The 22,623-nt window shown below is 66.0% G+C and carries 27 protein-coding genes and 1 tRNA gene; 13 read left to right on the top strand and 15 right to left on the bottom strand.

All coding sequences use genetic code 11. The features are described 5' to 3' along the window. The first annotated feature begins 63 nt into the window (after nt 1–63). The 8 genes from ccoN to QO034_RS18725 all read left to right on the top strand — a co-directional run bounded on the left by ccoN (nt 64) and on the right by QO034_RS18725 (nt 5,176). Nucleotides 64–1,689 carry a cytochrome-c oxidase, cbb3-type subunit I gene (ccoN, locus tag QO034_RS18760; RefSeq protein ID WP_284487069.1) on the top strand — a complete coding sequence of 542 codons (1,626 nt, stop codon included), beginning with the start codon at nt 64–66 and terminating at the stop codon, nt 1,687–1,689. A 4-nt stretch (nt 1,690–1,693) separates the two neighbouring features. Beyond that, on the top strand, nt 1,694–2,422 hold the full coding sequence (gene ccoO, locus QO034_RS18755) for a cytochrome-c oxidase, cbb3-type subunit II (RefSeq protein ID WP_284487065.1): 729 nt from the start codon (nt 1,694–1,696) through the stop codon (nt 2,420–2,422). Further along, nucleotides 2,419–2,583 carry a cbb3-type cytochrome oxidase subunit 3 gene (locus QO034_RS18750; RefSeq protein ID WP_284487064.1) on the top strand — a complete coding sequence of 55 codons (165 nt, stop codon included), beginning with the start codon at nt 2,419–2,421 and terminating at the stop codon, nt 2,581–2,583. Before ccoO ends, QO034_RS18750 begins: the two co-directional genes overlap by 4 nt. Continuing rightward, nucleotides 2,576–3,487 carry a cytochrome-c oxidase, cbb3-type subunit III gene (gene ccoP, locus QO034_RS18745; protein WP_284487063.1) on the top strand — a complete coding sequence of 304 codons (912 nt, stop codon included), beginning with the start codon at nt 2,576–2,578 and terminating at the stop codon, nt 3,485–3,487. The genes QO034_RS18750 and ccoP overlap by 8 nt, the downstream gene beginning before the upstream one ends. Further along, nucleotides 3,484–3,642 (top strand): hypothetical protein, encoded by a 159-nt coding sequence (locus QO034_RS18740; RefSeq protein ID WP_284487062.1) that lies wholly within the window; start codon nt 3,484–3,486, stop codon nt 3,640–3,642. The genes ccoP and QO034_RS18740 overlap by 4 nt, the downstream gene beginning before the upstream one ends. A gap of 13 nt (nt 3,643–3,655) precedes the next feature. After that, nucleotides 3,656–4,453, top strand: a complete 798-nt coding sequence (locus QO034_RS18735; protein ID WP_284487061.1) for a DUF2189 domain-containing protein — start codon at nt 3,656–3,658, stop codon at nt 4,451–4,453. A 157-nt stretch (nt 4,454–4,610) separates the two neighbouring features. Then, nucleotides 4,611–4,844 carry a hexameric tyrosine-coordinated heme protein gene (locus QO034_RS18730; protein WP_284487060.1) on the top strand — a complete coding sequence of 78 codons (234 nt, stop codon included), beginning with the start codon at nt 4,611–4,613 and terminating at the stop codon, nt 4,842–4,844. Next, the gene (locus tag QO034_RS18725) at nt 4,841–5,176 is read left to right on the top strand and encodes a DUF6522 family protein (protein ID WP_284487059.1); all 336 of its coding nucleotides are present in this window, start codon (nt 4,841–4,843) and stop codon (nt 5,174–5,176) included. Before QO034_RS18730 ends, QO034_RS18725 begins: the two co-directional genes overlap by 4 nt. A 71-nt stretch (nt 5,177–5,247) precedes the next feature. Here the strand turns inward: QO034_RS18725 and QO034_RS18720 are convergent. Both QO034_RS18720 and QO034_RS18715 read right to left on the bottom strand, forming a co-directional pair. Next, a tRNA-Ala gene (locus QO034_RS18720) sits at nt 5,248–5,323 on the bottom strand. A gap of 76 nt (nt 5,324–5,399) precedes the next feature. Beyond that, nucleotides 5,400–5,726 (bottom strand): TIGR02300 family protein, encoded by a 327-nt coding sequence (locus QO034_RS18715; protein WP_284487058.1) that lies wholly within the window; start codon nt 5,724–5,726, stop codon nt 5,400–5,402. Nucleotides 5,727–5,828: 102 nt separating this feature from the next. On the opposite strand from QO034_RS18715, the gene QO034_RS18710 reads away from it, so the two are divergent. Further along, entirely contained in the window at nt 5,829–6,509 is a 681-nt protein-coding gene (locus tag QO034_RS18710; RefSeq protein ID WP_284487057.1) for a M48 family metallopeptidase, read from the top strand. Nucleotides 6,510–6,547: 38 nt separating this feature from the next. Further along, nucleotides 6,548–7,198, top strand: a complete 651-nt coding sequence (locus QO034_RS18705; protein ID WP_284487056.1) for a GntR family transcriptional regulator — start codon at nt 6,548–6,550, stop codon at nt 7,196–7,198. Here QO034_RS18705 and QO034_RS18700 read toward each other — a convergent pair. The 5 genes from QO034_RS18700 to pyk form a co-directional block, all read right to left on the bottom strand. After that, nucleotides 7,195–8,334, bottom strand: coding sequence for an adenylate/guanylate cyclase domain-containing protein (locus QO034_RS18700; protein WP_284487055.1), 1,140 nt, complete (start codon nt 8,332–8,334; stop codon nt 7,195–7,197). The two genes, QO034_RS18705 and QO034_RS18700, sit on opposite strands and share 4 nt — an antisense overlap. A 232-nt stretch (nt 8,335–8,566) precedes the next feature. Next, nucleotides 8,567–8,932: a 50S ribosomal protein L20 gene (gene rplT / locus QO034_RS18695; RefSeq protein ID WP_284487054.1), complete on the bottom strand. Its 366-nt coding sequence runs from the start codon at nt 8,930–8,932 to the stop codon at nt 8,567–8,569. A gap of 15 nt (nt 8,933–8,947) precedes the next feature. Next, the gene (gene rpmI / locus QO034_RS18690; RefSeq protein ID WP_284487053.1) at nt 8,948–9,148 is read right to left on the bottom strand and encodes a 50S ribosomal protein L35; all 201 of its coding nucleotides are present in this window, start codon (nt 9,146–9,148) and stop codon (nt 8,948–8,950) included. A 122-nt stretch (nt 9,149–9,270) separates the two neighbouring features. After that, entirely contained in the window at nt 9,271–9,495 is a 225-nt protein-coding gene (locus QO034_RS18685) for a hypothetical protein (RefSeq protein WP_284487052.1), read from the bottom strand. A 31-nt stretch (nt 9,496–9,526) separates the two neighbouring features. Then, entirely contained in the window at nt 9,527–10,972 is a 1,446-nt protein-coding gene (gene pyk / locus QO034_RS18680; RefSeq protein WP_284487051.1) for a pyruvate kinase, read from the bottom strand. Nucleotides 10,973–11,087: 115 nt separating this feature from the next. On the opposite strand from pyk, the gene QO034_RS18675 reads away from it, so the two are divergent. Together QO034_RS18675 and QO034_RS18670 are read left to right on the top strand one after the other, a co-directional pair. Then, the gene (locus tag QO034_RS18675; RefSeq protein ID WP_284487050.1) at nt 11,088–11,825 is read left to right on the top strand and encodes an N-formylglutamate amidohydrolase; all 738 of its coding nucleotides are present in this window, start codon (nt 11,088–11,090) and stop codon (nt 11,823–11,825) included. An 80-nt stretch (nt 11,826–11,905) separates the two neighbouring features. Next, nucleotides 11,906–12,220 (top strand): DUF1244 domain-containing protein, encoded by a 315-nt coding sequence (locus QO034_RS18670; protein ID WP_284487068.1) that lies wholly within the window; start codon nt 11,906–11,908, stop codon nt 12,218–12,220. A 96-nt stretch (nt 12,221–12,316) separates the two neighbouring features. Here QO034_RS18670 and QO034_RS18665 read toward each other — a convergent pair whose 3' ends face one another. The 4 genes from QO034_RS18665 to dgcN all read right to left on the bottom strand — a co-directional run bounded on the left by QO034_RS18665 (nt 12,317) and on the right by dgcN (nt 16,477). After that, nucleotides 12,317–13,273: an alpha/beta fold hydrolase gene (locus QO034_RS18665; RefSeq protein WP_284487049.1), complete on the bottom strand. Its 957-nt coding sequence runs from the start codon at nt 13,271–13,273 to the stop codon at nt 12,317–12,319. 295 nt (nt 13,274–13,568) lie between these two features. After that, the gene (locus QO034_RS18660; protein WP_284487048.1) at nt 13,569–14,429 is read right to left on the bottom strand and encodes a D-amino-acid transaminase; all 861 of its coding nucleotides are present in this window, start codon (nt 14,427–14,429) and stop codon (nt 13,569–13,571) included. Nucleotides 14,430–14,438: 9 nt separating this feature from the next. Then, nucleotides 14,439–15,404 carry an N-acetyl-D-Glu racemase DgcA gene (dgcA, locus tag QO034_RS18655; protein WP_284487047.1) on the bottom strand — a complete coding sequence of 322 codons (966 nt, stop codon included), beginning with the start codon at nt 15,402–15,404 and terminating at the stop codon, nt 14,439–14,441. A 71-nt stretch (nt 15,405–15,475) separates the two neighbouring features. Continuing rightward, nucleotides 15,476–16,477 (bottom strand): N-acetyltransferase DgcN, encoded by a 1,002-nt coding sequence (gene dgcN, locus QO034_RS18650; protein WP_284487046.1) that lies wholly within the window; start codon nt 16,475–16,477, stop codon nt 15,476–15,478. Between the two features lie 294 nt (nt 16,478–16,771). On the opposite strand from dgcN, the gene QO034_RS18645 reads away from it, so the two are divergent. Further along, nucleotides 16,772–17,728, top strand: coding sequence for an L-malyl-CoA/beta-methylmalyl-CoA lyase (locus QO034_RS18645; protein WP_284487045.1), 957 nt, complete (start codon nt 16,772–16,774; stop codon nt 17,726–17,728). Nucleotides 17,729–17,781: 53 nt separating this feature from the next. Here QO034_RS18645 and QO034_RS18640 read toward each other — a convergent pair whose 3' ends face one another. From QO034_RS18640 to QO034_RS18625, 4 genes are all read right to left on the bottom strand, one after another. Continuing rightward, nucleotides 17,782–18,939, bottom strand: a complete 1,158-nt coding sequence (locus tag QO034_RS18640; protein WP_284487044.1) for an iron-containing alcohol dehydrogenase — start codon at nt 18,937–18,939, stop codon at nt 17,782–17,784. Between the two features lie 22 nt (nt 18,940–18,961). Beyond that, the gene (gene glpK / locus QO034_RS18635) at nt 18,962–20,449 is read right to left on the bottom strand and encodes a glycerol kinase GlpK (protein ID WP_284487043.1); all 1,488 of its coding nucleotides are present in this window, start codon (nt 20,447–20,449) and stop codon (nt 18,962–18,964) included. 93 nt (nt 20,450–20,542) lie between these two features. Continuing rightward, nucleotides 20,543–22,264, bottom strand: a complete 1,722-nt coding sequence (locus QO034_RS18630) for an ABC transporter substrate-binding protein (RefSeq protein ID WP_284487042.1) — start codon at nt 22,262–22,264, stop codon at nt 20,543–20,545. A 75-nt stretch (nt 22,265–22,339) separates the two neighbouring features. Further along, complete coding sequence (locus QO034_RS18625; protein WP_284487041.1) at nt 22,340–22,612, bottom strand: DUF2160 domain-containing protein; 273 nt, start codon at nt 22,610–22,612, stop codon at nt 22,340–22,342. Nucleotides 22,613–22,623: the final 11 nt, after the last annotated feature.

Raw genomic sequence — 22,623 nt, 5'->3', positions numbered from 1 at the left:
CGACACTCGCCGACATCGCCCTTCCGCAACAGGCGGCGGCATGATGGCGAAAGGCAGGGAAAGATGATCGAAACACTGTCCGTCCCAGAACGCCGCACCGGCACGATCCTGGCGATCTTGCTGGCCCTGATGGGGCTCGCCATGGCGGCGGCGGCACGTCACGGGGTCATGTCCGCGCACGGGTTCATGGCGCTCGGTCTGGGACTCGGCCTGGCTTTCCGCCTTGGCGGCGGCCTCTATGAGTCCGAACCGCCCAAAGACCGGATGCACCGATACTACGATGCACCGACCCGGTTCGGTATCGTGATGACACTGGTCTGGGCGATGATCGGCATGGGCGTCGGTGTCTGGGTTGCCGCATTGCTCTACTGGCCGGAGGCGACCCCGCCCTGGCCGGCGACCTGTTTCGGCCGTCTGCGCCCCGTGCACACAACCGGCATCATCTTCGGCTTTGGCGGCAACGCGCTGATCGCCACGTCTTTTCACGTCCTGCAACGCACCTCGCGCGCGCGGATGGCCGACAACCTCAGCCCCTGGGTCGTGCTCATCGGATACAACCTGTTCTGCGCCTGGGCCATCACCGGATATCTGATGGGTTCGACCCAATCCAAGGAATATGCCGAAGCCGAATGGTATGCGGACCTTTGGCTGGTGGTGATCTGGGTGACGTATTTCGCGCTCTACATTCGAACGCTCGCCCGCCGGAACGAGCCGCATATCTACGTCGCCAACTGGTATTACCTGGCCTTCATCCTGGTCGTGGCGATGCTGCATATCGTCAACAACCTGGCCTTGCCCGTGCGCCTGACCGTGGCCGAGAGCTTCCCGGTCTGGTCGGGCGTGCAGGACGCGATGGTGCAATGGTGGTATGGCCATAACGCGGTCGCGTTTTTCCTGACCGCCGGTTTCCTCGGAATGCTCTACTACTTCCTGCCGGTGCGCTCGGGGCGGCCGATCTGGTCCTATCGCCTCTCCATCGTCAGCTTCTGGGGCATCACCTTCTTCTACATCTGGGTCGGTTCGCACCACCTGCATTACACCGCGCTGCCCTATTGGGCGCAGACGCTGGGCATGACCTTTTCGGTGATGCTACTGGTGCCGAGCTGGGCCTCGGCGGGCAACGCCATCGCCACGCTGAACGGCGCCTGGCACAAGGTGCGCGACGACGCGACGCTGCGCTTCATGTTCGTCGCCGCCGTATTCTACGGGCTGTCGACCTTCGAAGGCTCGTTCCTCGCCATTCGCCCCGTCAACTCGCTCAGCCACTATACGGACTGGACCGTGGGCCACGTCCATTCCGGCACGCTTGGCTGGGTCGCCATGATCGTCTTCGGCGCGATCTACACGCTCGTTCCTCAACTCGGCGGAAAGAAGGACATGGCCTCGCCCCGCGCGGTCGAATGGCATTTCTGGCTCGCTGTCACCGGGACGCTCGTCTACGTCGTGTCGATGTGGAACGCCGGCATCACCCAGGGGCTGATGTGGCGCGCCTATGACGCGAACGGGGCGCTGTCCTACAGCTTCGTGCAGTCGGTTCAGGCGATGGCCCCCTATTACCTGCTGCGCACGATCGGGGGCGGGCTGTTCCTGACCGGAGCGGCGATCTGCGCCTGGAACTGTCGTGCCACGATGCGCGGGGCCGCCGGTCAGGCCACCGACCGGCCTCTGGTCGCGCAGGCGGCGGAGTAATCCCATGCTGAAACTGCACTACAATCTCGAAAAGGTCTCCATGGGGCTGGTGGCGGCGATCATCGTGGCCGCCTCGATCGGCGGGATCGTCGAAATCGCGCCGCTGTTCACCATCGACGAGACGGTCGAACTGCCCGACGACCTGCGCCCGCATACCCCGCTGGAACTGGCCGGGCGCGAGATCTACATCCGCGAGGGCTGCTATGCCTGCCACAGCCAGATGGTGCGCAGCCTGGCCGACGAGATCGACCGCTACGGCCCCTATTCGCTGGCGTCGGAAAGCGCCTACGATCATCCGATGCTCTGGGGGTCGAAACGGACCGGCCCGGATTTGGCCCGGTTGGGCGGCAAGTATTCGGACGCCTGGCATGTGGCGCACCTGATCGACCCGCGCAGCGTGGTGCCGGTCTCGATCATGCCGTCCTACCCCTGGCTGACGCGCCCTCTCGATACGGATTTGCTGTCGGATTCGCTGGCCACCCTGGCGCGGCTCGGCGTGCCCTATGACGACGGCATGATCGCATCGGCGGCAGCCGATGCACTGGCGCAAAGCCGCCCCGACAGCGCGGCGATGGACGGATTTCAGGAACGCTACGGCGAGCGGCCCGCGGCGCGGGCCTTCGATGGCGACCCGTCCCGCCTGACAGAGATGGATGCGCTTGTCGCCTATCTCCAGTCTCTCGGCACCTTGACCGATGCACCCTTTCGGACGCAGGCGGAGGACTCCCGATGACACATGACATCCTGGTCTATCTGTCCAAGACCGTTGGCCTGATCTGGCTGATGGGGTTCTTCCTGATCGTCGTCATCCGCGCCTACAGCCCGTCCCGGCGCAAGGCATATGACGCCGCCGCCCGGTCCGTCCTGCAAGACGAGGGCGACGGAGATGCGTAATCCGACCGATCCCAGAAACCTGCCCGGTGCCGATCCGCATACGGGCAACCGGAAGATCGATCCGGTCACGGGCTACGACACGACGGGTCATGACTGGGGCGGTATCACCGAGCTCAATACGGCCTTTCCGAAGATCGTGATCTGGGCGCTGGTGCTGACCTTTCTCTACTCGGTGGTTTCCTGGATTCTCTTGCCCGCCTGGCCGACCGGGCGCGATTACACACGCGGGCTGCTCGGGCTGGATCAGGGTGAGGAAGCGATCAAGGGGTTCAACGATCTTTCCGACAGGCGACAGGATTGGCTGTCGCGGTTTTCGGGAGACGATTTCGACGCCCTGCGCGCCGACGCGGCGCTGATGGCGGCCGCGATGCCCGCCGCGGCGCGTCTGTTCTCCGACAATTGCGCGGCCTGCCATGGCACGCTTGGGCAGGGCGGGCCGGGCTTTCCGGTCCTGTCGGACGACACATGGCTGTGGAGCGGCGATCCGGAAGAAATCGCCATGACGATCCGCCACGGCATCAATGCCGACGACCCCGATACCCGCTATGCCGAAATGCCCCCCTTTGACTGGATGGAACGGCCGGACCGGATCGCGCTCGCCGAATTCGTTGCAGACCTGCCGAATGGACCTGCCGATTTCGAGAGTTCCGCCGGTACGCTTTTCAGTGAAAACTGTGGTTCCTGCCACGGCGAAACCGGGGCGGGCGGTCTCGAAATCGGCGCGCCGTCCCTCACCGACAGGGCGATGATCTACGGGCAGTATCCGGAAGCGGTGATGCTGACGCTACGACACGGCCGCCACGGCGTGATGCCCGCCTGGACAGGCCGCTTGTCCGAGGCCGAAATCAACCTTCTGGCCCTCTATGTTGCGCAGCTCGGCCAACACGGCGGAGGCCCGCGATGACGCCGGTCGTTCAGAAACGGCTGGCGATCGGGGCCGCGCTGGCGGCTGTCCTGCTGTTCCTCGGCGCGAATGCGCATCTCTTGAACGTCGCCCTGCGATCGCAGCCGGAATGCCGCGAGGCCGCGGGTTTGACTCCGGCCAAACGGGCCTGCTGAGAAGGAGAACGGGATGCTGGAACCACTACCGACCCTTCGCAATCCGGACCGGACCGGCTCACCCTATGCGCGCGGCCTGCCGGCATCGTCGGCGGTGGACTGGCTGCGGACCGGTTGGCGCGACGTGCGGCAGGCGCCGTGGTCCAGCCTTGCCTATGGCCTGTTCCTGACATTGGTGTCCTATGCGGTCCTCTGGGCGCTCCAGGCGAGCCATCTGCTGTATCTCGCGCTGCCCGCGATCTCCGGTTTCCTGATTGTCGGACCGTTCCTGGCGATCGGGCTCTACGAGAAAAGCCGCAGGCAGGCGGGCGGTCAACAGGCCGCGTTTTCCGACATGCTGGTGTTCCGGCCGGCGTCGGGTGGCCAATTGGCCTATGCGGGACTGCTGCTCGGCCTTCTCATCCTGTTCTGGCTCAGGGCGGCGGACCTGCTGTATGCGCTGTTCTTCGGACTTGTTCCTTTCCCCGGCGCGCAGGAGGCGTTGACCAATGTGTTGACGACGCCCCGGGGATGGGCGCTGATCGCAACAGGCACGCTGGTGGGCGGGCTGTTTGCAGCCTTCGCCTTTGCGATCAGCGTCTTCTCCATTCCGATGCTGGTTTCGCGCAGGACCGATGCGCTGACCGCGATCGGGCTGAGCTTCATCATGACGGTGCAGAACCTGCGCCCCATGCTGGCCTGGGGCGTGATCGTCGCCCTTGGATTGGTGCTCTCTGCGGTTACCGGCCTCGTTGCCTTGATCGTTCTCTTTCCGGTTCTCGGTCATGGCACCTGGCACGCCTATCAGGCGATAGCCGGTGATGGGCAATGAACCTCCCGTTGCTCATACCGCGCTCGATCGGGCCTGGCCCGCTCGGTCTTCGCGCCGTCTTCCGGGCGCCCGGAATAAGGCAATCTGACGATCCGGACGATGCCGCACGGCGCGTTGTCCCCCCGACTCACCTCCCCCCAAACGAAAGGAACGAACCATGACAAACTGGCTCCCGTCGCTCAAAACGGCAACGCCCCAAGAGGGCTATGACCTTGCGGTCAAGCTTGCGCGCGTCGCCGTCAAGCTGACCCAGCCAGACGCCGGGGTGCGCGACCGGTTGCGACCGGAATACGCCGAAGACTCCGACGCCCTGATCGCCGTCAGCCAGGTCGTCGCAACCCATTTCGCTACCGTTGCCGCGGCAAACGATTACTGGCGAGACACGCCATGAGCCGCGTCGAACGAAACGGGGACCAATTCATCGTGGACGCGCAGATGCTTGCCAAAGCGTTTGACCTGTCCGCCGAAGAAACGCGTACCCGGATGCGGGCCGGGCAGATTGCGTCACTTTGCGAGGCCGGCGAAGGCGAGGACGCGAACCGCTGGCGATTGACCCTCCGTCATCGGGGCCGCGCCTTCCGGATGATCGTGGATCGACATGGCGAGATCCTGAGCAAGAGCACGTTTCCAGTCGGTCGTCCGAACAGGGCGGCCCAAACGCAATCACCGGCGACAAAGGAAGTAGAAAATACCGTGTCGGGACCGGCTCAGAAACGCATGTAGCTTCATCGTTGTGTCACACCTGTGTGTCACACCACTCTAATATTCAGCTATCATGTTGAACTGCAAGGTCTTGGTGGAGCCTAGGGGGATCGAACCCCTGACCTCTTGCATGCCATGCAAGCGCTCTCCCAGCTGAGCTAAGGCCCCGAACCGTGCGCCGTTCTCTAGGCGCTACACCGGGCGGGATCAAGCGAAAAATCCGGCCCGGTGCAATTTCCGGCGATCAGTCGTCGTCGTCGACGGCGACGTCCGCGATCTCGTCCAGAGAGACGTCATCGTCGTCGTCATCGTCTTCGAGGATGTCATCGTCCAGATCGACATCGACCGTATCGTCGTCATCGTCCAGAATGACGACATCATCCTCGTCCTTCTTCTTGGCCTTGGCGGTCGCCGCGTCCTCGGCGTCGGCCGCGATCATGCGGCCCTTGCCGACGACGATCTCGACGATCTCGCCGGTGTAGGGGCTGACGATGGGCGACTTGTTCAGGTCGTAAAACCGTTTTCCTGTGGTCGGGCACAGACGCTTCGTGCCCCATTCTTCCTTGGGCATGTGAATCCCCTTGATTATCTGCTGAGTCGGATCGACGATTCAGGTCAGGTGCCATATGAGACAGGGACTGTCAAAGCCTTTAGTCGCCGGAAAGGAACGGACATGGCGGAACACTCGCTGGGCGGAACGCCGCCCGTCTCCGTAACCCTGCGGCGGTCGGGGCGCGCGCGGCGGATCAGCCTGCGCATTTCGCAGCTGGACGGGCGCGTGACCCTGACCCTGCCCCACGGGGTGCGCGACGCCGAGGGGCTGGATTTCGCCCGCTCCAAGCAGGACTGGATCCGCGAGACCCTGAACCGCCGCCCGCAGGAAACCGGGATCGGATACGGCTCGGTCCTGCCGATCGAAGGCGCGCCGCACCGCGTGGTCCCGGCCCCGGGACGCCGGATCGTCGCGCGGCCAGGCGAAATCGCGGTGCCCGAGGGGGCGGTCGCGCGCCGGCTGCAGACCTGGCTGCGCGAACTGGCCCGTGACCGGCTCGTCGCCGCCTCGGACCGCTATGCCCAGGCGCTGGGCCGTCCCTACAGCCGCATCACCCTGCGCGACACCCGGTCGCGCTGGGGCTCCTGCACCTCGCAGGGCGCGCTGATGTATTCCTGGCGGCTGGTGCTCGCCCCGCCCGAGATCCTGCATTACGTGGCGGCGCACGAGGTGGCGCATCTCGCGGAAATGAACCATTCCGCCGCCTTCTGGGCCACGGTGGAACGCATCCACGGCCCCTACGGCGCGCTGCGCGCCTGGCTGCGCAGCGAAGGCAACGCGCTGCACCGGTTCCGGTTCTGAGCGGTTGACCTCGCCGGGATTCGTGATCACATGTCCGCATGATCACCTCCCGCCCGACAGAGCCGACGCTTGTCGCCGCCCATGACCGCGTCTACCGCGCCCTGCGCGCCCGCATCATGCATGGCGAAATCGCCCCCGGCGTCGCGCTGACCCTGCGCGGCATCGGCAAGGAATTCGACGTCTCGATGACCCCGGCGCGCGAAGCGGTGCGGCGGCTGGTGGCCGAAGGGGCGCTGTTCCTGTCCAGTTCCGGCCGGGTCTCGACCCCGGAACTGTCCGGCGAACGGATCGAGGAACTGGCCGCCCTGCGCGCCCTGATCGAAGTGGAACTGGCCAGCCGGGCGCTGCCGCGGGCGCATATCGCGCTGATCGACCGGCTGCAAACCATCAACGGCGCCACCGCCGAAGCCGTGTCCAACCGCGACGCGGTCGGATATATCCGCACCAACCTGGAATTTCACCGCACGCTCTACCTGCGGGCGCAGGCCCCGGCGATGCTGGCCATGGCGGAAACCGTCTGGCTGCAACTGGGTCCGACCATGCGCGCGCTCTACGGCCGGCTGCGGCGCACCGAACCGCCGCATTTCCACAAGCTGATCATCGCGGCGCTGAAGGCGGGGGACGAACCGGGACTGCGGCTCGCGGTGCGTTCGGACGTGACCCAGGGGCTCAGGATGCTGTCCGGCTAGATCCCGCGCCGCCGCCCGCTCAGCAGAAAGGTCTGCCGCGCCGCGTGTCCGGGCAGATCGGTCGCGCCCTGCGTCGTGCGGGCGAACCCGTCCCCGATCAGCGCCGCGGTCTCCGCGCTGATCTGGATCGTATCCTTCGGGCAGGTCGTCTCCAGCCGGCTGGCGATGTTCACGGTATCGCCCCAGAGATCGAAGGCGAATTTGCGCACCCCGATCACCCCGGCGACCACCGGGCCGGAATGGACCCCGATCCGCAACCCCAGATCCAGCCCGTGCGCGGCGCGGAACCGGGCGAAAGCGTCCTGCATGTCCAGCGCCAACTCCGCCACGGCGATGGCGGCCTCGGCGGCGCCGCGCTGCTGGTTCAGCCCCGCCACCGCCATGTAGCCGTCGCCGATCGTCTTGATCTTCTCGACGCCATGGCCTTCGGCCAGCCGGTCGAACCGCGAGAACAGGTCGTTCAGCAGATCGACCACCTCGCCCGGCTGAAGACCGCGCGCAAAGGCGGTGAACCCGGCGATATCGGCGAACAGCACCGTGGCGCAGGGACATGTGTCGGCGATGCGGGTCTCTTCCCGCTTCAGCCGCTCGGCGATCTTTTCCGGCAGGATGTTCAGCAGCAGCGCATCCGCGCGGGCCTTTTCGCGGCTCAGGTCCTGCTCCAGCAGAAACGATTTCCGCCGCGCCGCATCGACCACATAGGCCGCGCCCAGCGCGAAGGCCGCGCTCCCCGCGAGCCAGTTCAGCAGGTTGCGCAACGCGACGCTGTCAGCCCCGAAGGCATATGCGCCCGCCAGCCCGATCAGCGCCATGCTCAGCGTCGTGACCACCGACTGGCGGAAACTGAAACAGACGATGGGCACGAAGATCATCACCTGCACATAGCCCGGCACCGTCACCAGGAACCCGTTCGCATGCCAGGCCTGGATCAGCACCAGCGCCGCCGAAAAGCTGACGAAGAGACCGTAGGTGATCGCCGCGACAGCCGGCGGAGAGCCGGCGACGCGGCGGAACCGGAATGCGATCAGCGCCAGGCCGATCACCGCCGCCACCGCCAGCCGCACCGGCAGGGTGCGCGACAACGCCTCCGGATCGAACAGCAGATCGTTCACCGCGAAAGCGGGCACCGCGATCATGCCCGCAATGCCGCCGAACCGCAGGATCTGGACGATTCGCGGCGCGATGGAACGGCGGTATTCGGCCTCTTCCCCGGACGGGATGCGCCGCGTCGATGTCGGTCGGGTCAGGATCGCTGCGGCCTCTCGTCTCGGGATCGGGTGCGCTCCTTATGCCTGCTCCGCCGCGCAAACGAAACACCCGGCGACCTTGCGATCACCGGGTGCAGTCCGTTCAGGCCGGAAAGTCGACTCAGGCGGTCAGCGCGGCCTGCGCCTTGGCGACGATGGCGCCAAAGGCATCGGGCTCGTGCACGGCCAGGTCGGCCAGCACCTTGCGGTCGACTTCGATCCCGGCCAGACTCAGCCCGTTGATGAAGCGGCTGTAGGTCAGCGCCTCGTCATGGCTGCGCACGGCGGCGTTGATCCGCTGGATCCACAGCGCGCGGAAATTGCGCTTGCGGTTCTTGCGGTCGCGGGTCGCATACTGGTTGGCCTTGTCGACGGCCTGGGTCGCCACCTTGAAGGTGCTCTTGCGGCGGCCATAGTAGCCTTTGGCGGCCTTGATGACCTTCTTGTGACGGGCGTGGGTGACGGTTCCGCTCTTTACGCGTGACATGTGATCGGCCTCCTATCAGCGGTCGTAGGGCATGTAGCCCTTGACGATTTTCGCGTCGGGGGCCGACAGGGTCGTCGTGCCGCGGGCGTCGCGGATGAATTTCTTGGTGCGCTTGATCATGCCGTGGCGCTTGCCGGCCTGGGCGGACACCACCTTGCCGGTGGCCGTCACCTTGAAGCGCTTCTTGGCGCTCGACTTGGTCTTCATCTTGGGCATTTCCGTCTCCTTGTTCTGGGTCGGTGCGAAACGCGACTCGGCATGCCACATCGGCCGGTCGCGCGGTCAGAGGCGTCGTTTACGCAAGTCGGATCAGGCTGGCAAGGGGGGTCGGGCGGTTTTCAGGAGGTGAACCCCGCCAGAACGTCGAAAAACACGTCCGGGATCTGGCTCAGCTCATAGCCGCCGGGCTTCATCGTGAAGGCATAGAAGGTCAGCGCCGCCGCGATCAGGATCGTCACCGCCGAAGCGCGCCGCGACCGGCCGTCGGTGATCGCGGCCAGCATCCCCGGAACCGAGAACGCGCCCACCGTCAGTCCCAGCACCAGTGCCAGATCCGGATCCATGCGATGCACCTTTTGCAAACGTGCGATTCGCTCATTCTGGATCGGTTCGGTAAATTAATCGTTCATCGCAGGGCGCGACGCGCAGAATATTCGTCGTGCCGGGCACGTTGAACGGCACCCCGGCGGTGATCACGATCTGGTCGGTTTCCGTCGCGAACCCCTGTGCCCGCGCCGCCCGCGCCGCGTTCACCACCGCGTCCTTGAACCGCTCCAGTTCGTCGGTCATCACGCAGGTGCAGCCCCAGCTCAGCGCCAGCCGGCGGGCGGTGCCGCGCAGGCTGGTCATCGCGATGATCGGCACGCCGGGCCGTTCGCGGGCGGTCAGAAGCGCGGTGGTGCCGCTCTGGGTGAAGGAACAGATCGCCTTGATGTCGGTGGTTTCCGCGATCTCGCGCGCCGCCGCCACGATCCCGTCGGCGACGGTGTGCCCCTTGATGTTGCGCGACGCGGCGATGATCTGGGCATAGGTCGGGTCCGCCTCGACCTCGACCGCCACCCGGTCCATGGTCTGAACCGCCTGCACCGGGAATTTCCCGGCCGCCGATTCCGCCGACAGCATCACCGCGTCCGACCCCTCGTAGATGGCGGTCGCCACGTCGCTCACCTCGGCGCGGGTCGGCATCGGACTCTCGATCATGCTTTCCAGCATCTGCGTCGCCACGATCACCGGCTTGGCGGCGGCGCGGCACCTGCGGATCAGCCGTTTCTGGATCGGCGGCACCGCCTGCACCGGCAGTTCCACCCCAAGGTCGCCGCGCGCCACCATCACCCCGTCGCAGACCGCGAGGATGTCGTCGAACCGCTCCACCGCCTTGGGCTTTTCCACCTTGACCATGATCGCCGCGCGCCCGTTGACCAGTGCACAGGCTTCGGTCACGTCCTCCACCCGCTGCACGAAGGACAGGGCCAGCCAGTCCACCCCCAGGGCGCAGGCGAATTCCAGGTCGCTCCGGTCCTTTTCCGACAGCGCCGCCAGCGGCAGTTCCACATCCGGCACATTGACGCCCTTGTGGTTGGAAATCGTGCCGCCCGCGATCACCTCGCAACTGGCGAAATCGGCGCCGCAATCCACCACCCGCAGGCGGATCTTGCCGTCATTGACCAGCAGGCTCACCCCCGGCTCCAGCGCTGCGAAGATCTCCGGATGCGGCAGGCAGACCCGCGTCGCGTCGCCCTCCGCCGGATCGAGATCCAGCCGGAACACCGCCCCCGCGACCAGGTCCTCCGCCCCGCGCGCGAAATCGCCCACCCGCAGCTTCGGCCCCTGAAGATCCGCCAGGATCGCGATCGGACTGTCGAGATCCCGCTCCACCTGCCGGATATGGCCGTGCTTCTCGCGAATCTCCGCCTGCGTCCCGTGGCTCATGTTCAGCCGGAACACGTCGACCCCGGCCTCGTGCAGGGCGCGGATCATCTCGTAGCTGTCCGACGCCGGGCCAAGGGTTGCGACGATCTTGACGTTGCGGTTGCGTTTCATGGGCAAGGATCCTCGGCTTCGAATTCTGTTATCGCAAACATGCTTGCCGCGCTTATGGCGCAATTCCCATTCCCGTTCAACTGGCCTAAAGACATGCGAAAGAGAAGACAGGCGCATGACATACACCCCCTTTTTCGTTCACGGCGAAACCCGCCCCGCCCGCTGGCTGATCACCTGCGACCATGCCTGTAACACGGTGCCGCCTCAGGTGGCCGGCGGCGATCTCGGCCTGCCGCGCGAGGACATGGAACGCCACATCGCCTATGACGTCGGCGCCTACGGACTCGCCCGACATCTCGGAACCCTGCTCGACGCGCCGGTGATCGCCTCGAACTTCTCCCGCCTGGTGATCGACCCGAACCGGGGCGAAGACGACCCGACCCTGCTGATGAAACTCTACGACGGTTCGATCATCCCCGCCAACCGCCACGCCGGCCGGGCCGAGATCGAACGCCGGCTCGACCTCTGCTACCGGCCCTATCACGACGCGCTGGCCCGCATGGCGGCGCTGCCGCACGCGGTGATCCTGTCGGTGCACAGCTTCACCCGGCAATTGCGCGGACGCGACCCGCGCCCCTGGGACATCGGCGTGCTCTTCGCCGACGACCGGCGGCTCACCGACCCGCTGATCGCGCGGCTTCAGGCCGAACCCGGTCTCTGCGTCGGCGTCAACGAACCCTATGGCGGCCACCTGCCCGGCGACGCCATCGACCGGCACGCGATCGCCCAGGGCCGGCCCAACGCGCTGATCGAACTGCGCAACGACCTGATCGCCGATCATGCGCAGCAACGCGCCTGGGCGGAACGGCTGGTCCCGGTGCTGACCGACGCGCTGGCCGCCTCGGGCCTGTGACGGCGGGGGTTCAATCCGGGCGCGAACCCCTGTCTAATGCCCATAACCAAAGACGGAGATTCCCCATGACCCCGAACGACATCGACCCGCAAACCGAAATCGAACTCCAGGCCGCCGCCTTCCGCCGCCTGCAAAAACACCTGATGCAGGACCGCACCGACGTGCAGAACATCGACCTGATGAACCTCGCCGGCTTCTGCCGGAACTGCCTGTCGCGCTGGTATCAGGAAGCCGCCGCCGAACAGGGCATCGAGATCGGCAAGACCGAGGCCCGCGAACATTTCTACGGCATGACCATGGACGACTGGAAGGCCAACCACCAGACCGAGGCCAGCCCGCAGAAACAGGCCGATTTCGAACGCGCCTTCGAACAGAACGTCACCAGGGGCGGCTGACCGGCCACGGCAATACCGGCCCCGCCCGGACTTCATCTTTGCCGATACACTCCGGGGTCCGGGGCAGAGCCCCGGGACAGGCGCACGGTCGCGCCGTCACGAACACATCGCCGCCACCCGGCGCACGAAATCCGCGCAATCCCGCGGCGCGGTCAAAGGGATCATGTGGCCGCGCCCCTCCAGGGTCTCGAAACCCAGCCCATGCGCCGCCATGGTGTGCCCGTGCAGGGCCGGCGACAGGATCGCATCGGCGGACCCGAACAGGATGCCGCCCGGAACCGTCAGTTCCGCCGCGTATCGCGCCGCCTGGCCGGCGCCGCCGTCCAGCAGGGCGACCGCGTCCTCGGACGCGGTGACAAACGCCTGCGGCCGCAGGCCGAGCGCGCCGCCGGCCCGGATCATGAAATCCCCCGGCGCCGGCTCCGGGGCAAACACCGCCGCCAGCACCTTCTCCGCCGTCGCCGCCGCCAGCGGCACCGCGACGGTCGCGCCGATGGCCCGGCGCAGCCAGCCGGTCCGGACCATCAGCCCCCGGAACACCTCGGGCACCTCCGCCTGCGGCTGGGTCGCCGGCGCCAGCAGGGCCAGTCCGCGCACCTGTTCGGGCCGGTCCATCGCCATTGCCAGCGCCACCGCCCCGCCGAACGAATGGCCCACCAGGATCGGGTCCGTCACGCCCAGCGCCGCCAGCGCCTCGGCGATCATCCGCCCCTGCTCTCCCGGCGTAGCCAGTTCCGCCCCGTCCCGAACGGAATAACCGCAGCCGGGCCGATCCACCGCGATCACCCGGAAATCCCCGGCAAGAAGTTCCGCCATCGCATAGGTGAAATGCTGCAACTGTCCGCTCAACCCGTGGATCAGCACCACCGGCGGCGCCCCTGTCGGCCCCGCCGCGACATAATGGATCCGCCCGCCCCGCACCGGCACGATCTCGCCCGCCTGCGGCACCATCCGCGCCGCCGCCTTCGCCATGCCGCGGGTGCGATGGACCGACAGGGCCAGCAGCCCCGCCACAAGGGCAAGAACCAGCCAGAAGATCAGGCTCAGGGACATGGCAACAGCCTCCTTGTCGGCATCGTCGGCATCATGCGCCGCAGCCTAGCCGCGATCCGCCGCCCTGTCTGCCCCGCGCGGGGGTGGTCGGCCGCGAAAACCGGCGCTTCACCTTTCGGCAAGGATTGCGCCCCGCACGCCCCGTTAACCGCGCCTGCGCACCCGGTTCCGCACGCCGCGTATGCACGCGGTATGCACAGCGTATGCACGGGCTGCACAGCCCGCCCGGCCTTGAAAACAAGGGCGTTAACCCGATTCCCCGCCGGTTGCCGCCGCCGCCGTTGCGCGCGCTGTCTCAGATCGCCGCCTTGCGGCTTTCCTCCAGATAGATCTCCCGCAGCCGCGGCGCCACCCGCCCCGGAACCCCGCCGCCCAGCGGCGTCCCGTCGATCTCGACCACCGGCATCACGAAGGTGCTGGCCGAGGTGACGAAAGCCTCATCCGCCTCCCGCGCCTCCTCGATGGTGAAATTGCGCTCTTCCACCTCCATCTGCGCCTCCCGCGCGAAGCGCAGGACCGCGGCGCGGGTGATCCCGTGCAGGATGTCGTTGCTGAGCCCGCGCGTGATGATCCGGTTGCCCTTGACGATATAGGCGTTGTTGCTGGTGCCCTCGGTCACGAACCCGTCTTCCACCATCCAGGCATCGTCGGCCCCGGCCTTCCTGGCCATCATCTTGCCCATGCTGGGATAGAGAAGCTGCACCGTCTTGATGTCGCGCCTGCCCCAGCGGATATCGTCTATGCTGATGATCCTGATGCCTTTTTTCGCCACCGGGTTGTCCGCCAGGCCGGGCTTGTCCTGGGTGAACAGCACGATCGAAGACGGGGTTTCCTCCGGGTCCGGAAAGACGAAATCCCGGTCCCCCGGCGCACCGCGCGTGATCTGAAGGTAAACCATACCCTCGTCGATGCCGTTGCGCGCCACCAGTTCCCGGTGGATCGCCAGCAGTTCCTCCGCCGTGACCGGGCTCGCCATGTCCAGCTCGCCCAGCGACCGTTCCAGCCGCGCCGCATGGCCGTCGAAATCAATGAGCTTGCCATCGAGCACGCTGGTCACTTCATAAACCCCGTCCGCCATCAGGAACCCGCGGTCGAAGATCGAGATTTTCGCTTCGTTCTCGGGCAGGTACTCGCCGTTCACATAGACCGTCCGCATCGTCTTCTCCTATCCCCAGAGCGCCGCATCCGGCGGATGCACGCCGCGCTCGTCAAACCTCAAACCGTTCTCCCGGTCTTCGGCCAAGAGCAGCGGCCCGTCAAGGTCGGTGATCATCGCGCCCTGCGCCACCAGCACCGCCGGCGCCATCGCCAGCGACGATCCGACCATGCATCCGACCATCACCCCAAAGCCCGCAGCCCGCGCCGCATCCCGCAGCGCCAGCGCTTCGGTCAGCCCCCCCGTCTTGTCCAGCTTGATATTGACGACGTCATATTTTCCTTTCAGATCAACGAGGCTGCCGTGATCGTGGCAGCTTTCGTCGGCGCAGACCGGCACCGGGCGCTGTAGGCCGATCAGCGCGTCGTCCTGCCCCGCGGGCAAGGGCTGTTCCACCAGCGCCACGCCGAGCCGCAGCAGATGCGGGGCCAGGTCGGCATAGACCTCGGCCGACCAGCCCTCGTTCGCATCCACGATGATCCGCGCCTCCGGCGCCCCGGCCCGCACCGCCTCCAGCCGCGGCATGTCGTCGGGCGTGCCCAGCTTGATCTTGAGAAGCGGTCGATGCGCGTTCCGCTCCGCCTGCGCCCGCATCGCCTCCGGACTGTCTAGGGACAGCGTATAGGCGGTGATCTCCGGCCCCGGCGCCGCCAGCCCCGCCAGTTCCCAGACCCGCCGCCCCGAACGTTTCGCTTCGAGATCCCACAATGCGCAATCGACCGCATTGCGCGCCGCCCCGGCCGGCAGAAGCACCTGCAACGACGCCCGCGTCACATCCGCCGGCAGGCTGGCGATCTGCGCCGCCACGCTGTCCAGGGTTTCGCCATAGCGGGCATAGGGCACGCATTCGCCGCGCCCCGACACCCCGCGCTCCTCAACCGTCACGGTCAGAACCCGCGCCTCGGTCCGGGACCCGCGCGAGATGGTGAACACCTGCGCCAGTCGAAATACATCGTGGCTCACGTCGATCCGCACGCCGCTCCCCTTCATCTTTGCCAAAATACTCCCGCCGGAGGCGCCCCGGCCTCCAGCGTCCCGCCCAAGGGCTACAATGCGGCCAAGGCATCCGCCAGCCGGTCCGCCCCCTGCCGGAACGGGTCGACCGCCGGAAGCCCGATGCGCTGTTCGACCTCGGCCAGGTAGCGCAGCGCCTCGTCTTCCGGCATATGCTGCGTGTTGACCGAAACGCCGACGACCTGACAATCCGGGTTCGCCACCCGCGCCAGCGGCAGGGCGGTGTCGCGCAACCGTTCCAGCGACGGCAGCGCATGGCCGGGCAGGCCCCGCATGTGCGGGCGGCTCGGTTCGTGGCTCAGGATCAGCGCGTCGGGCTGTCCGCCATGGATCAGCGCCAGGGTCACGCCGGAATAGGACACGTGGAACAGGCTGCCCTGCCCCTCGATGATGTCCCAGTGGTCCTCATCGTTGTCCGGCGTCAGGTATTCCACCGACCCGGCCATGAAATCGGCGACCACCGCATCCAGCGGCACACCGTGCCCGGTGATCAGGATGCCGGTCTGCCCGGTGGCGCGGAATGTGCTTTTCATGCCCCTGCGGCGCATCGCATCGTCCAGCGCAAGCGCCGTGTACATCTTGCCGACGGAACAATCGGTGCCGACCGCCAGCACCCGCTTGCCCCTGCGCTTGACACCGTTCGCGATCGGGTAGCCGACCGAAGGCACCCGCACATCGTGCAGGGTCCCGCCATGCGTCTGCGAGGCGGCGACGAGGTCGCCTTCGTCGCGCAGCAGGTTGTGCAGACCCGATGCCAGGTCAAAGCCCATCTCCAGCGCTTTGATCAGAACCTCCTTCCAGGCGGACGAGATATATCCGCCGCGGTTCGCCACCCCGATCACCAGGGTCCTGGCCCCGGCGGCGCGCGCTTCGGCCAGGGTCATGTCCGCCAGGCCGACATCGGCCTTGCAGCCCTCCAGGCGGAATTGTCCGACGGCGTTTTCCGGACGCCAGTCCTTGATGCCTTGCGCCACTTTCGCCGCGAGCTGGTCCGGGGCATCGCCCAGAAACAGCAGGTACGGGGTCTCGATCATTGCGGGATACTCCTTTGATTCCGGGCCAATGTAGATATCCGGGCCATCCAGTGCATCGCTTTTTCCCTTGCGCCGCGAAGCAATCGCGCACGATTCTTTCGCGTGCAGGCCATTTCTTCGAACGTCATTGCAATCGGCCCCGACGAGGCTCACCCGCCACGGGGGCCGTGGCGGCATTGCCGGGAGCCGGGGCGGAGTTTGCTGCACCTGCACAATAACGCTTGCGCGGCAACACGCAATTTAATACCTCAGGACGGCAGAAAATTGCAATTTCCTTACCCGAAAGGCCCGAACATGAGCTTCCGTCTTCAGCCCGCCGCCCCGGCCCGCCCCAATCGCTGCCAGTTGTTCGGCCCCGGATCGCGCACCGCCCTGTTCGAAAAGATGGCCGCCAGCGCAGCGGACGTGATCAACCTCGATCTCGAAGACTCGGTCGCCCCCAGCGACAAGGAAACCGCCCGCGCCAACATCATTGCCGCGATTTCCGACGTCGACTGGGGCAACAAGACCCTGTCGGTGCGCATCAACGGGCTGGACACGCCCTGGTGGTATCGCGACGTCGTCGACCTGCTCGAACAGGCCGGCGAACGGCTCGACCAGATCATGATCCCGAAGGTGGGCTGCGCCGGCGACATCTATGCCGTCGACGCGCTGGTCACGGCGATCGAGGCCGCCAAGGGCCGCAGCAAGCGCATCGACTTCGAAGTCATCATCGAAAGCGCCGCCGGCATCGCCCATGTGGAGGAAATCGCCGCCGCCTCGCCCCGCATGGTCGCAATGAGCCTCGGCGCCGCGGATTTCGCCGCGTCCATGGGCATGCAGACCACCGGCATCGGCGGCACCCAGGAAAACTACTACATGCTGCGCGAGGGCGAAAAGCACTGGTCCGATCCCTGGCACTGGGCGCAGGCCGCCATCGTCGCCGCCTGCCGCACCCATGGCGTCCTGCCCGTGGATGGCCCCTTTGGCGACTTCAGCGACGATGACGGCTTCCGGGCGCAGGCGCGACGGTCGGCGACGCTGGGCATGGTCGGGAAATGGGCGATTCATCCGAAGCAGATCGCGCTGGCCAACGAAGTCTTCACCCCTTCCGAAGACGCCGTGACCGAGGCGCGCGAAATCCTTGCAGCGATGGAACAGGCCAAGGCCAACGGCGAAGGCGCGACCGTCTACAAGGGTCGGCTGGTCGATATCGCCTCGATCAAGCAGGCCGAGGTCATCGTCCGCCAATCGGAAATGATCGCCGGCTGACGGCGGCGGCCGGACGAGGCGTCGCGATCCGACCCGCGCCCGGCCCGCCCATCCTAGAGGGCCAGTTCCACGGCTCGGACAAGATCGGCATGGGTCAGCGGCTCGGGATTGGTCCGCATCGAGGACGCTCCGGCCGCATCCGCCGCAATCGCCCCCAAGTCGGAACCCGGCGAAATCCATGCGCCGAGCCGGGGCAGTTCCCACTGGTCCAACTGCATGGTCAGGTGGTCAAACGCCCGCTCCGCCGGACATCCGAAGGCGGCGGCGATCCAGTGGGCGATCTCGTCATAGCGGTCCCGTCCGCGTATTCCGGAGCGCGCGTTCAGCGACAGAACCGGCCCCAGCAGACGGCCGCAGATCAGCCCGTGCGGCGCGTGATACCGCCCGCCGATAACGCCCGCCAGCCCGTGCACCGCGCCAAGACCGGCGTTGGCCAGGGCAATCCCCCCGGTCAGGCTCGTGCAGGCCATCCGGTCCCGCGCCCGAGGGCAATCGGTTTGCGACAGCCGCGCCAGGGCGGCAAGGCCGTCGGGAATGGACGCACGGCACAGCGCATCCGTAAGCGGATTGGCGCGGGTCGACAGATAGGGTTCGATACATTGGGTGACGGCATCCAGACCTGACGCCAGGGTCACGTTCCTCGGGCTGCCATCGGTCAGCGCCGGATCGACAATCGCCAGCGTCGGCAACATGGAATCGCTGCGCAGGCTGACCTTTCGGCCGGATTCCGGAACACCGATCACGGCGTTCTTCGTGACCTCGGCCCCGGTGCCGGCAGTCGTTGGCAGGGCGATGAAGGGCAAGGGCTCGGACAAAAGCGGGTTCCCGCCGCCGATGCTTTCGAGATAGTCCATCAGGCGGCCGTTTGCGGGAACGAGAGCCGCGACCGCCTTGCCAAGATCGATGACGGCCCCGCCGCCGACCGCGACGACGACTTCGGTTCCGGCCGCCCGGCCGAGATCGACAGCGGTTTCGACATCCGCCACCAATGGTTCGCCGCTCTGCACCACGGTCGTGACCTCGCACCCCGCTTGAGACAGGCGCACGCAAAAGCCGTCCACCCATGGAACGGACCGGCCGCGCACCAGTAGCACACGCGTGCCGAACCCCGCCACGTCGGCATGAGCGGTTTCCGAAACGCCCCGCGCGAACCGGATCTGACGGGCCGTCAGAAAACTGAAAGCCCCGATGGAACCGCTGTCGGCAGTCACGGGCCTGTACCGCCTTTGGGCATCAGACGGTCATCGTCGCCGCGACCGCGCGTTTCCAGGCGCTGTATTTTTCGGTTCTGGACGGCTCGTCCATCTGCGGATGGAAACTCCGGTCCAATGCCCAGGTTTCCGCGAACCCGGCCATGTCCGGATAGATGCCCGCCCTCTGCCCGGCCAGCCACGCCGCCCCCAGCGCCGTGGTTTCCAGCACCTGCGGACGGTCCACGGATGCGCCGAGAATATCCGACAGGAACTGCATGGCCCAGTCGCTCGCGCTCATGCCGCCATCCACCCGCAGCGTCGCCTGCGCGGTTTCGGTCGTCCAGTCCGCCTGCATCGCCTCGAGCAGATCGCGGGTCTGGAATCCGACGCTTTCCAATGCGGCGCGCGCGAATTCGGCAGGGCCTGAATTCCGCGTCAGGCCGAAGACGGCGCCTCGGCATTCCGCGTTCCAGTAGGGCGCGCCCAGTCCGACGAAGGCCGGGACCAGAATGACGGACTGCCCCGGATCGGCCTTTTCCGCCAGCGGCTGCGTTTCCTGCGCCGCACGGATGATCCTTAGCCCGTCGCGCAGCCACTGCACCACCGCGCCGGCCACGAAGATCGACCCTTCCAGCGCATAGGTCGGTTTGCCATCGAACTGGTAGGCGATCGTGGTCAGCAGCCGATTGGAAGACCTGACCGCCGTATCCCCGGTGTTCAGAAGCGCGAAACACCCGGTGCCATAGGTCGATTTGAGCATGCCGGGCTGGAAACACGCCTGTCCGATGGTGGCTGCCTGCTGGTCGCCCGCGACCCCAAGGATCGGAATCGGACGCCCGAAAAGATCGGCCCGCGTCATGCCGAAATCGGCGGCGCAATCCCTGACTTCGGGCAGCATCTCCGGCGGGATGTCGAAAAGATCGCAGATCGTCCGGCTCCAGCGTCCCTTGTGAATGTCATAAAGCAGGGTGCGCGCAGCATTGGTGGCATCCGTGACATGGGACGCGCCGCCGGTCAGTTTCCAGATCAGGTAGGAATCGACGGTTCCGAACAGCAGTTCGCCCCGCCGCGCCCGGTCGCGTGCGCCTGGCACCGCGTCCAGAATCCATTTGAGCTTGGTTCCGGAGAAATACGGATCGGCCAGCAATCCGGTCCGGCCCATGATCAGGCGATCCTGCCCCGCCTCGCGCAATTGCCGGCAATAGTCGGCGGTCCGCCTGTCCTGCCAGACGATGGCGTTGTGCACCGGCTGGCCGGTCTTCGCGTCCCAGACGACCGTCGTTTCGCGCTGGTTGGTGATCCCGATGGCGGCGATGTCGCTCGGCCCGAGGTCTGCTTTCTCGATGGCGGCGCGGCAGGTGCCTGCGGTGGTGGACCAGAGATCGCCCGGATCGTGTTCGACCCATCCGCTGGACGGAAAATGCTGGGGAAACTCTTCCTGCGCGATGGACTTGATCCTCATGGCCTCGTCAAAAAGGATGGCCCGCGAAGATGTCGTTCCCTGATCGATGGCGAGAATATGGGCCATGCTTCCCCCGTGTTCCCTAGTTGATCGGGCGGGCCGGACGGCCCGCGGCGCGGCCGGGGCGCTGGATCAGCGCCCCGGCCGGAAGTCAGGGGCCTACTGCCAGGACTTGATCAGCTCGTCGTAGCTGACCGTCTTGGGTTCTTCCTCTTCGTTGTCGAGCTTGGCGACCGGCGAACCGGGCTGGGCATACCAGTATTCGGCATCCTGCGGTTCGTTCAGCTTGGGACCGATGTCGCCCTGAACGCCGGCGCGTTCCAGCCGCTCCATCACCTTTTCCTGGGCTTCGCACAATGCATCCAGGGCTTCCTGGGGCGTCTTGGCCCCGGACATCGCGTCACCGATGTTCTGCCACCAGAGCTGAGCCAGTTTCGGGTAATCCGGGACGTTGGTGCCGGTCGGCGACCATGCGACGCGGGCGGGCGAGCGGTAGAATTCCACCAATCCGCCAAGCCGCGCGGCGCGTTCCCCGAAGTGATCGGAATTGATCGTCGAGTCGCGGATGAACGTCAGTCCGACGTCGGATTTCTTCAGATCCACCGTCTTGGACGTCACGAACTGCGCATAGAGCCATGCGGCCTTGGCACGGTCTTCGGGCGTCGATTTCATCAGCGTCCAGGAACCCACGTCCTGATAGCCGATCTTCTGGCCTTCCTTCCAGTAGACGCCGTGCGGGCTGGGCGCCATGCGCCATTTCGGCGTGCCGTCCTCGTTCATGACCGGCAGACCGGGCTTGACCGTATCCGCGGTAAAGGCGGTGTACCAGAACATCTGCTGGGCGATGTTGCCTTGCGCCGGGATCGGACCCGCTTCGCCAAAGGTCATGCCCGCGGCGGCAGGCGGGGTGTATTTCTGCAACCATTCGATCGCCTTGGTCACCGCATAGACCGCGGCCGCGTCGTTGGTCGCGCCACCCCGCGCCACGCAGGAACCCACGGGCTGCGAGTTCTCGTTGACCCGGATGCCCCATTCATCGACCGGCAGGCCGTTGGGTTCGCCCACGTCGCCCATGCCGGCCATCGACATCCACGCGTCGGTGTAGCGCCATCCCAGCGAAGGATCCTTCTTGCCGTAGTCCATATTGCCGAAGACCTCGCCGTCCACGCCCATGTGGCTGAGATCGCGGCCGGTGAAGAATTCGGCGATGTCCTCATAGGCGGACCAGTTCACCGGCACGCCCAGGTCGTAGCCGTATTTCTCCTTGAAGTCGGCCTTGTTCTTTTCGTCGTTGAACCAGTCGTAGCGGAACCAGTAGAGGTTCGCGAACTGCTGGTCGGGCAACTGATACAGCTTGCCGTCGGGCGCGGTGGTAAACTGCGTGCCGATGAAGTCGTCGAGATCGAGCGTCGGCGAGGTCACGTCCGCGCCTTCATTCGCCATCCAGTCGGTCAGGTTGCGCACCTGCTGATAGCGCCAGTGGGTGCCGATCAGGTCGGAATCGTTGACGTAAGCATCATAGATGTTCTCGCCCGACTGCATCTGCGTCTGCAGCTTTTCCACCACGTCGCCTTCACCGATCAGGTCATGGGTAACCTTGATGCCGGTGATCGCGGAAAACGCAGGCGCAAGCACCTGGCTTTCATATTCATGGGTGGTGATCGTCTCGGAAACGACCTTGATCTCCATGCCTTCAAAAGGCTTCGCGGCGTCGATGAAGAATTGCATCTCGGCTTCCTGATCGGCGCGCGACAGGACGGACAGCCCGTTGATTTCGTTGTCCAGAAATGCCTGTGCCGCCTCCATGTCGGCCCAGACGGGTCCCGCCAGCAGCGCGATGATCGCACCGGTGGCAGTGGTGGATTTGAGGGGTAGCTTCATGATTGTCCTCCCTGGACTGTTGTGGTCGTTTCTCCTAGCCGCCCGGACCGATTCCGGACAGCCCGTTCGTCTTGCCTAGACCCAGCGGAACACCGCGGCCGCATAGACAAGGCAGGCCAGCAGCGCATAGGGCTGCGGCCCGACTTCCAGACCCAGCCAGATCAGATTGATGAAGGCCGAGCCCAACAAGGTTATGAACAGCCGGTCGCCCCGTGTCGTTTCGATCCGAAGAATGCCCTTGCGCGGGGTTTCCGGGAACTTGATCGCCAGCACCGTGAAGGTGACGAGAAGCGCGGCGATGACCATGAAGAAGATCGCGGTCGGTAGGGTCCATGCCATCCAGTCCATTGTTCAGACTC

It is taken from the genome of Sedimentitalea xiamensis (assembly GCF_030164465.1).
Classification (GTDB): domain Bacteria; phylum Pseudomonadota; class Alphaproteobacteria; order Rhodobacterales; family Rhodobacteraceae; genus Sedimentitalea; species Sedimentitalea xiamensis.
The sequence above is the reverse complement of the archived record's forward strand: the minus strand, read 5'-3'. Positions and strand labels throughout refer to the sequence as shown.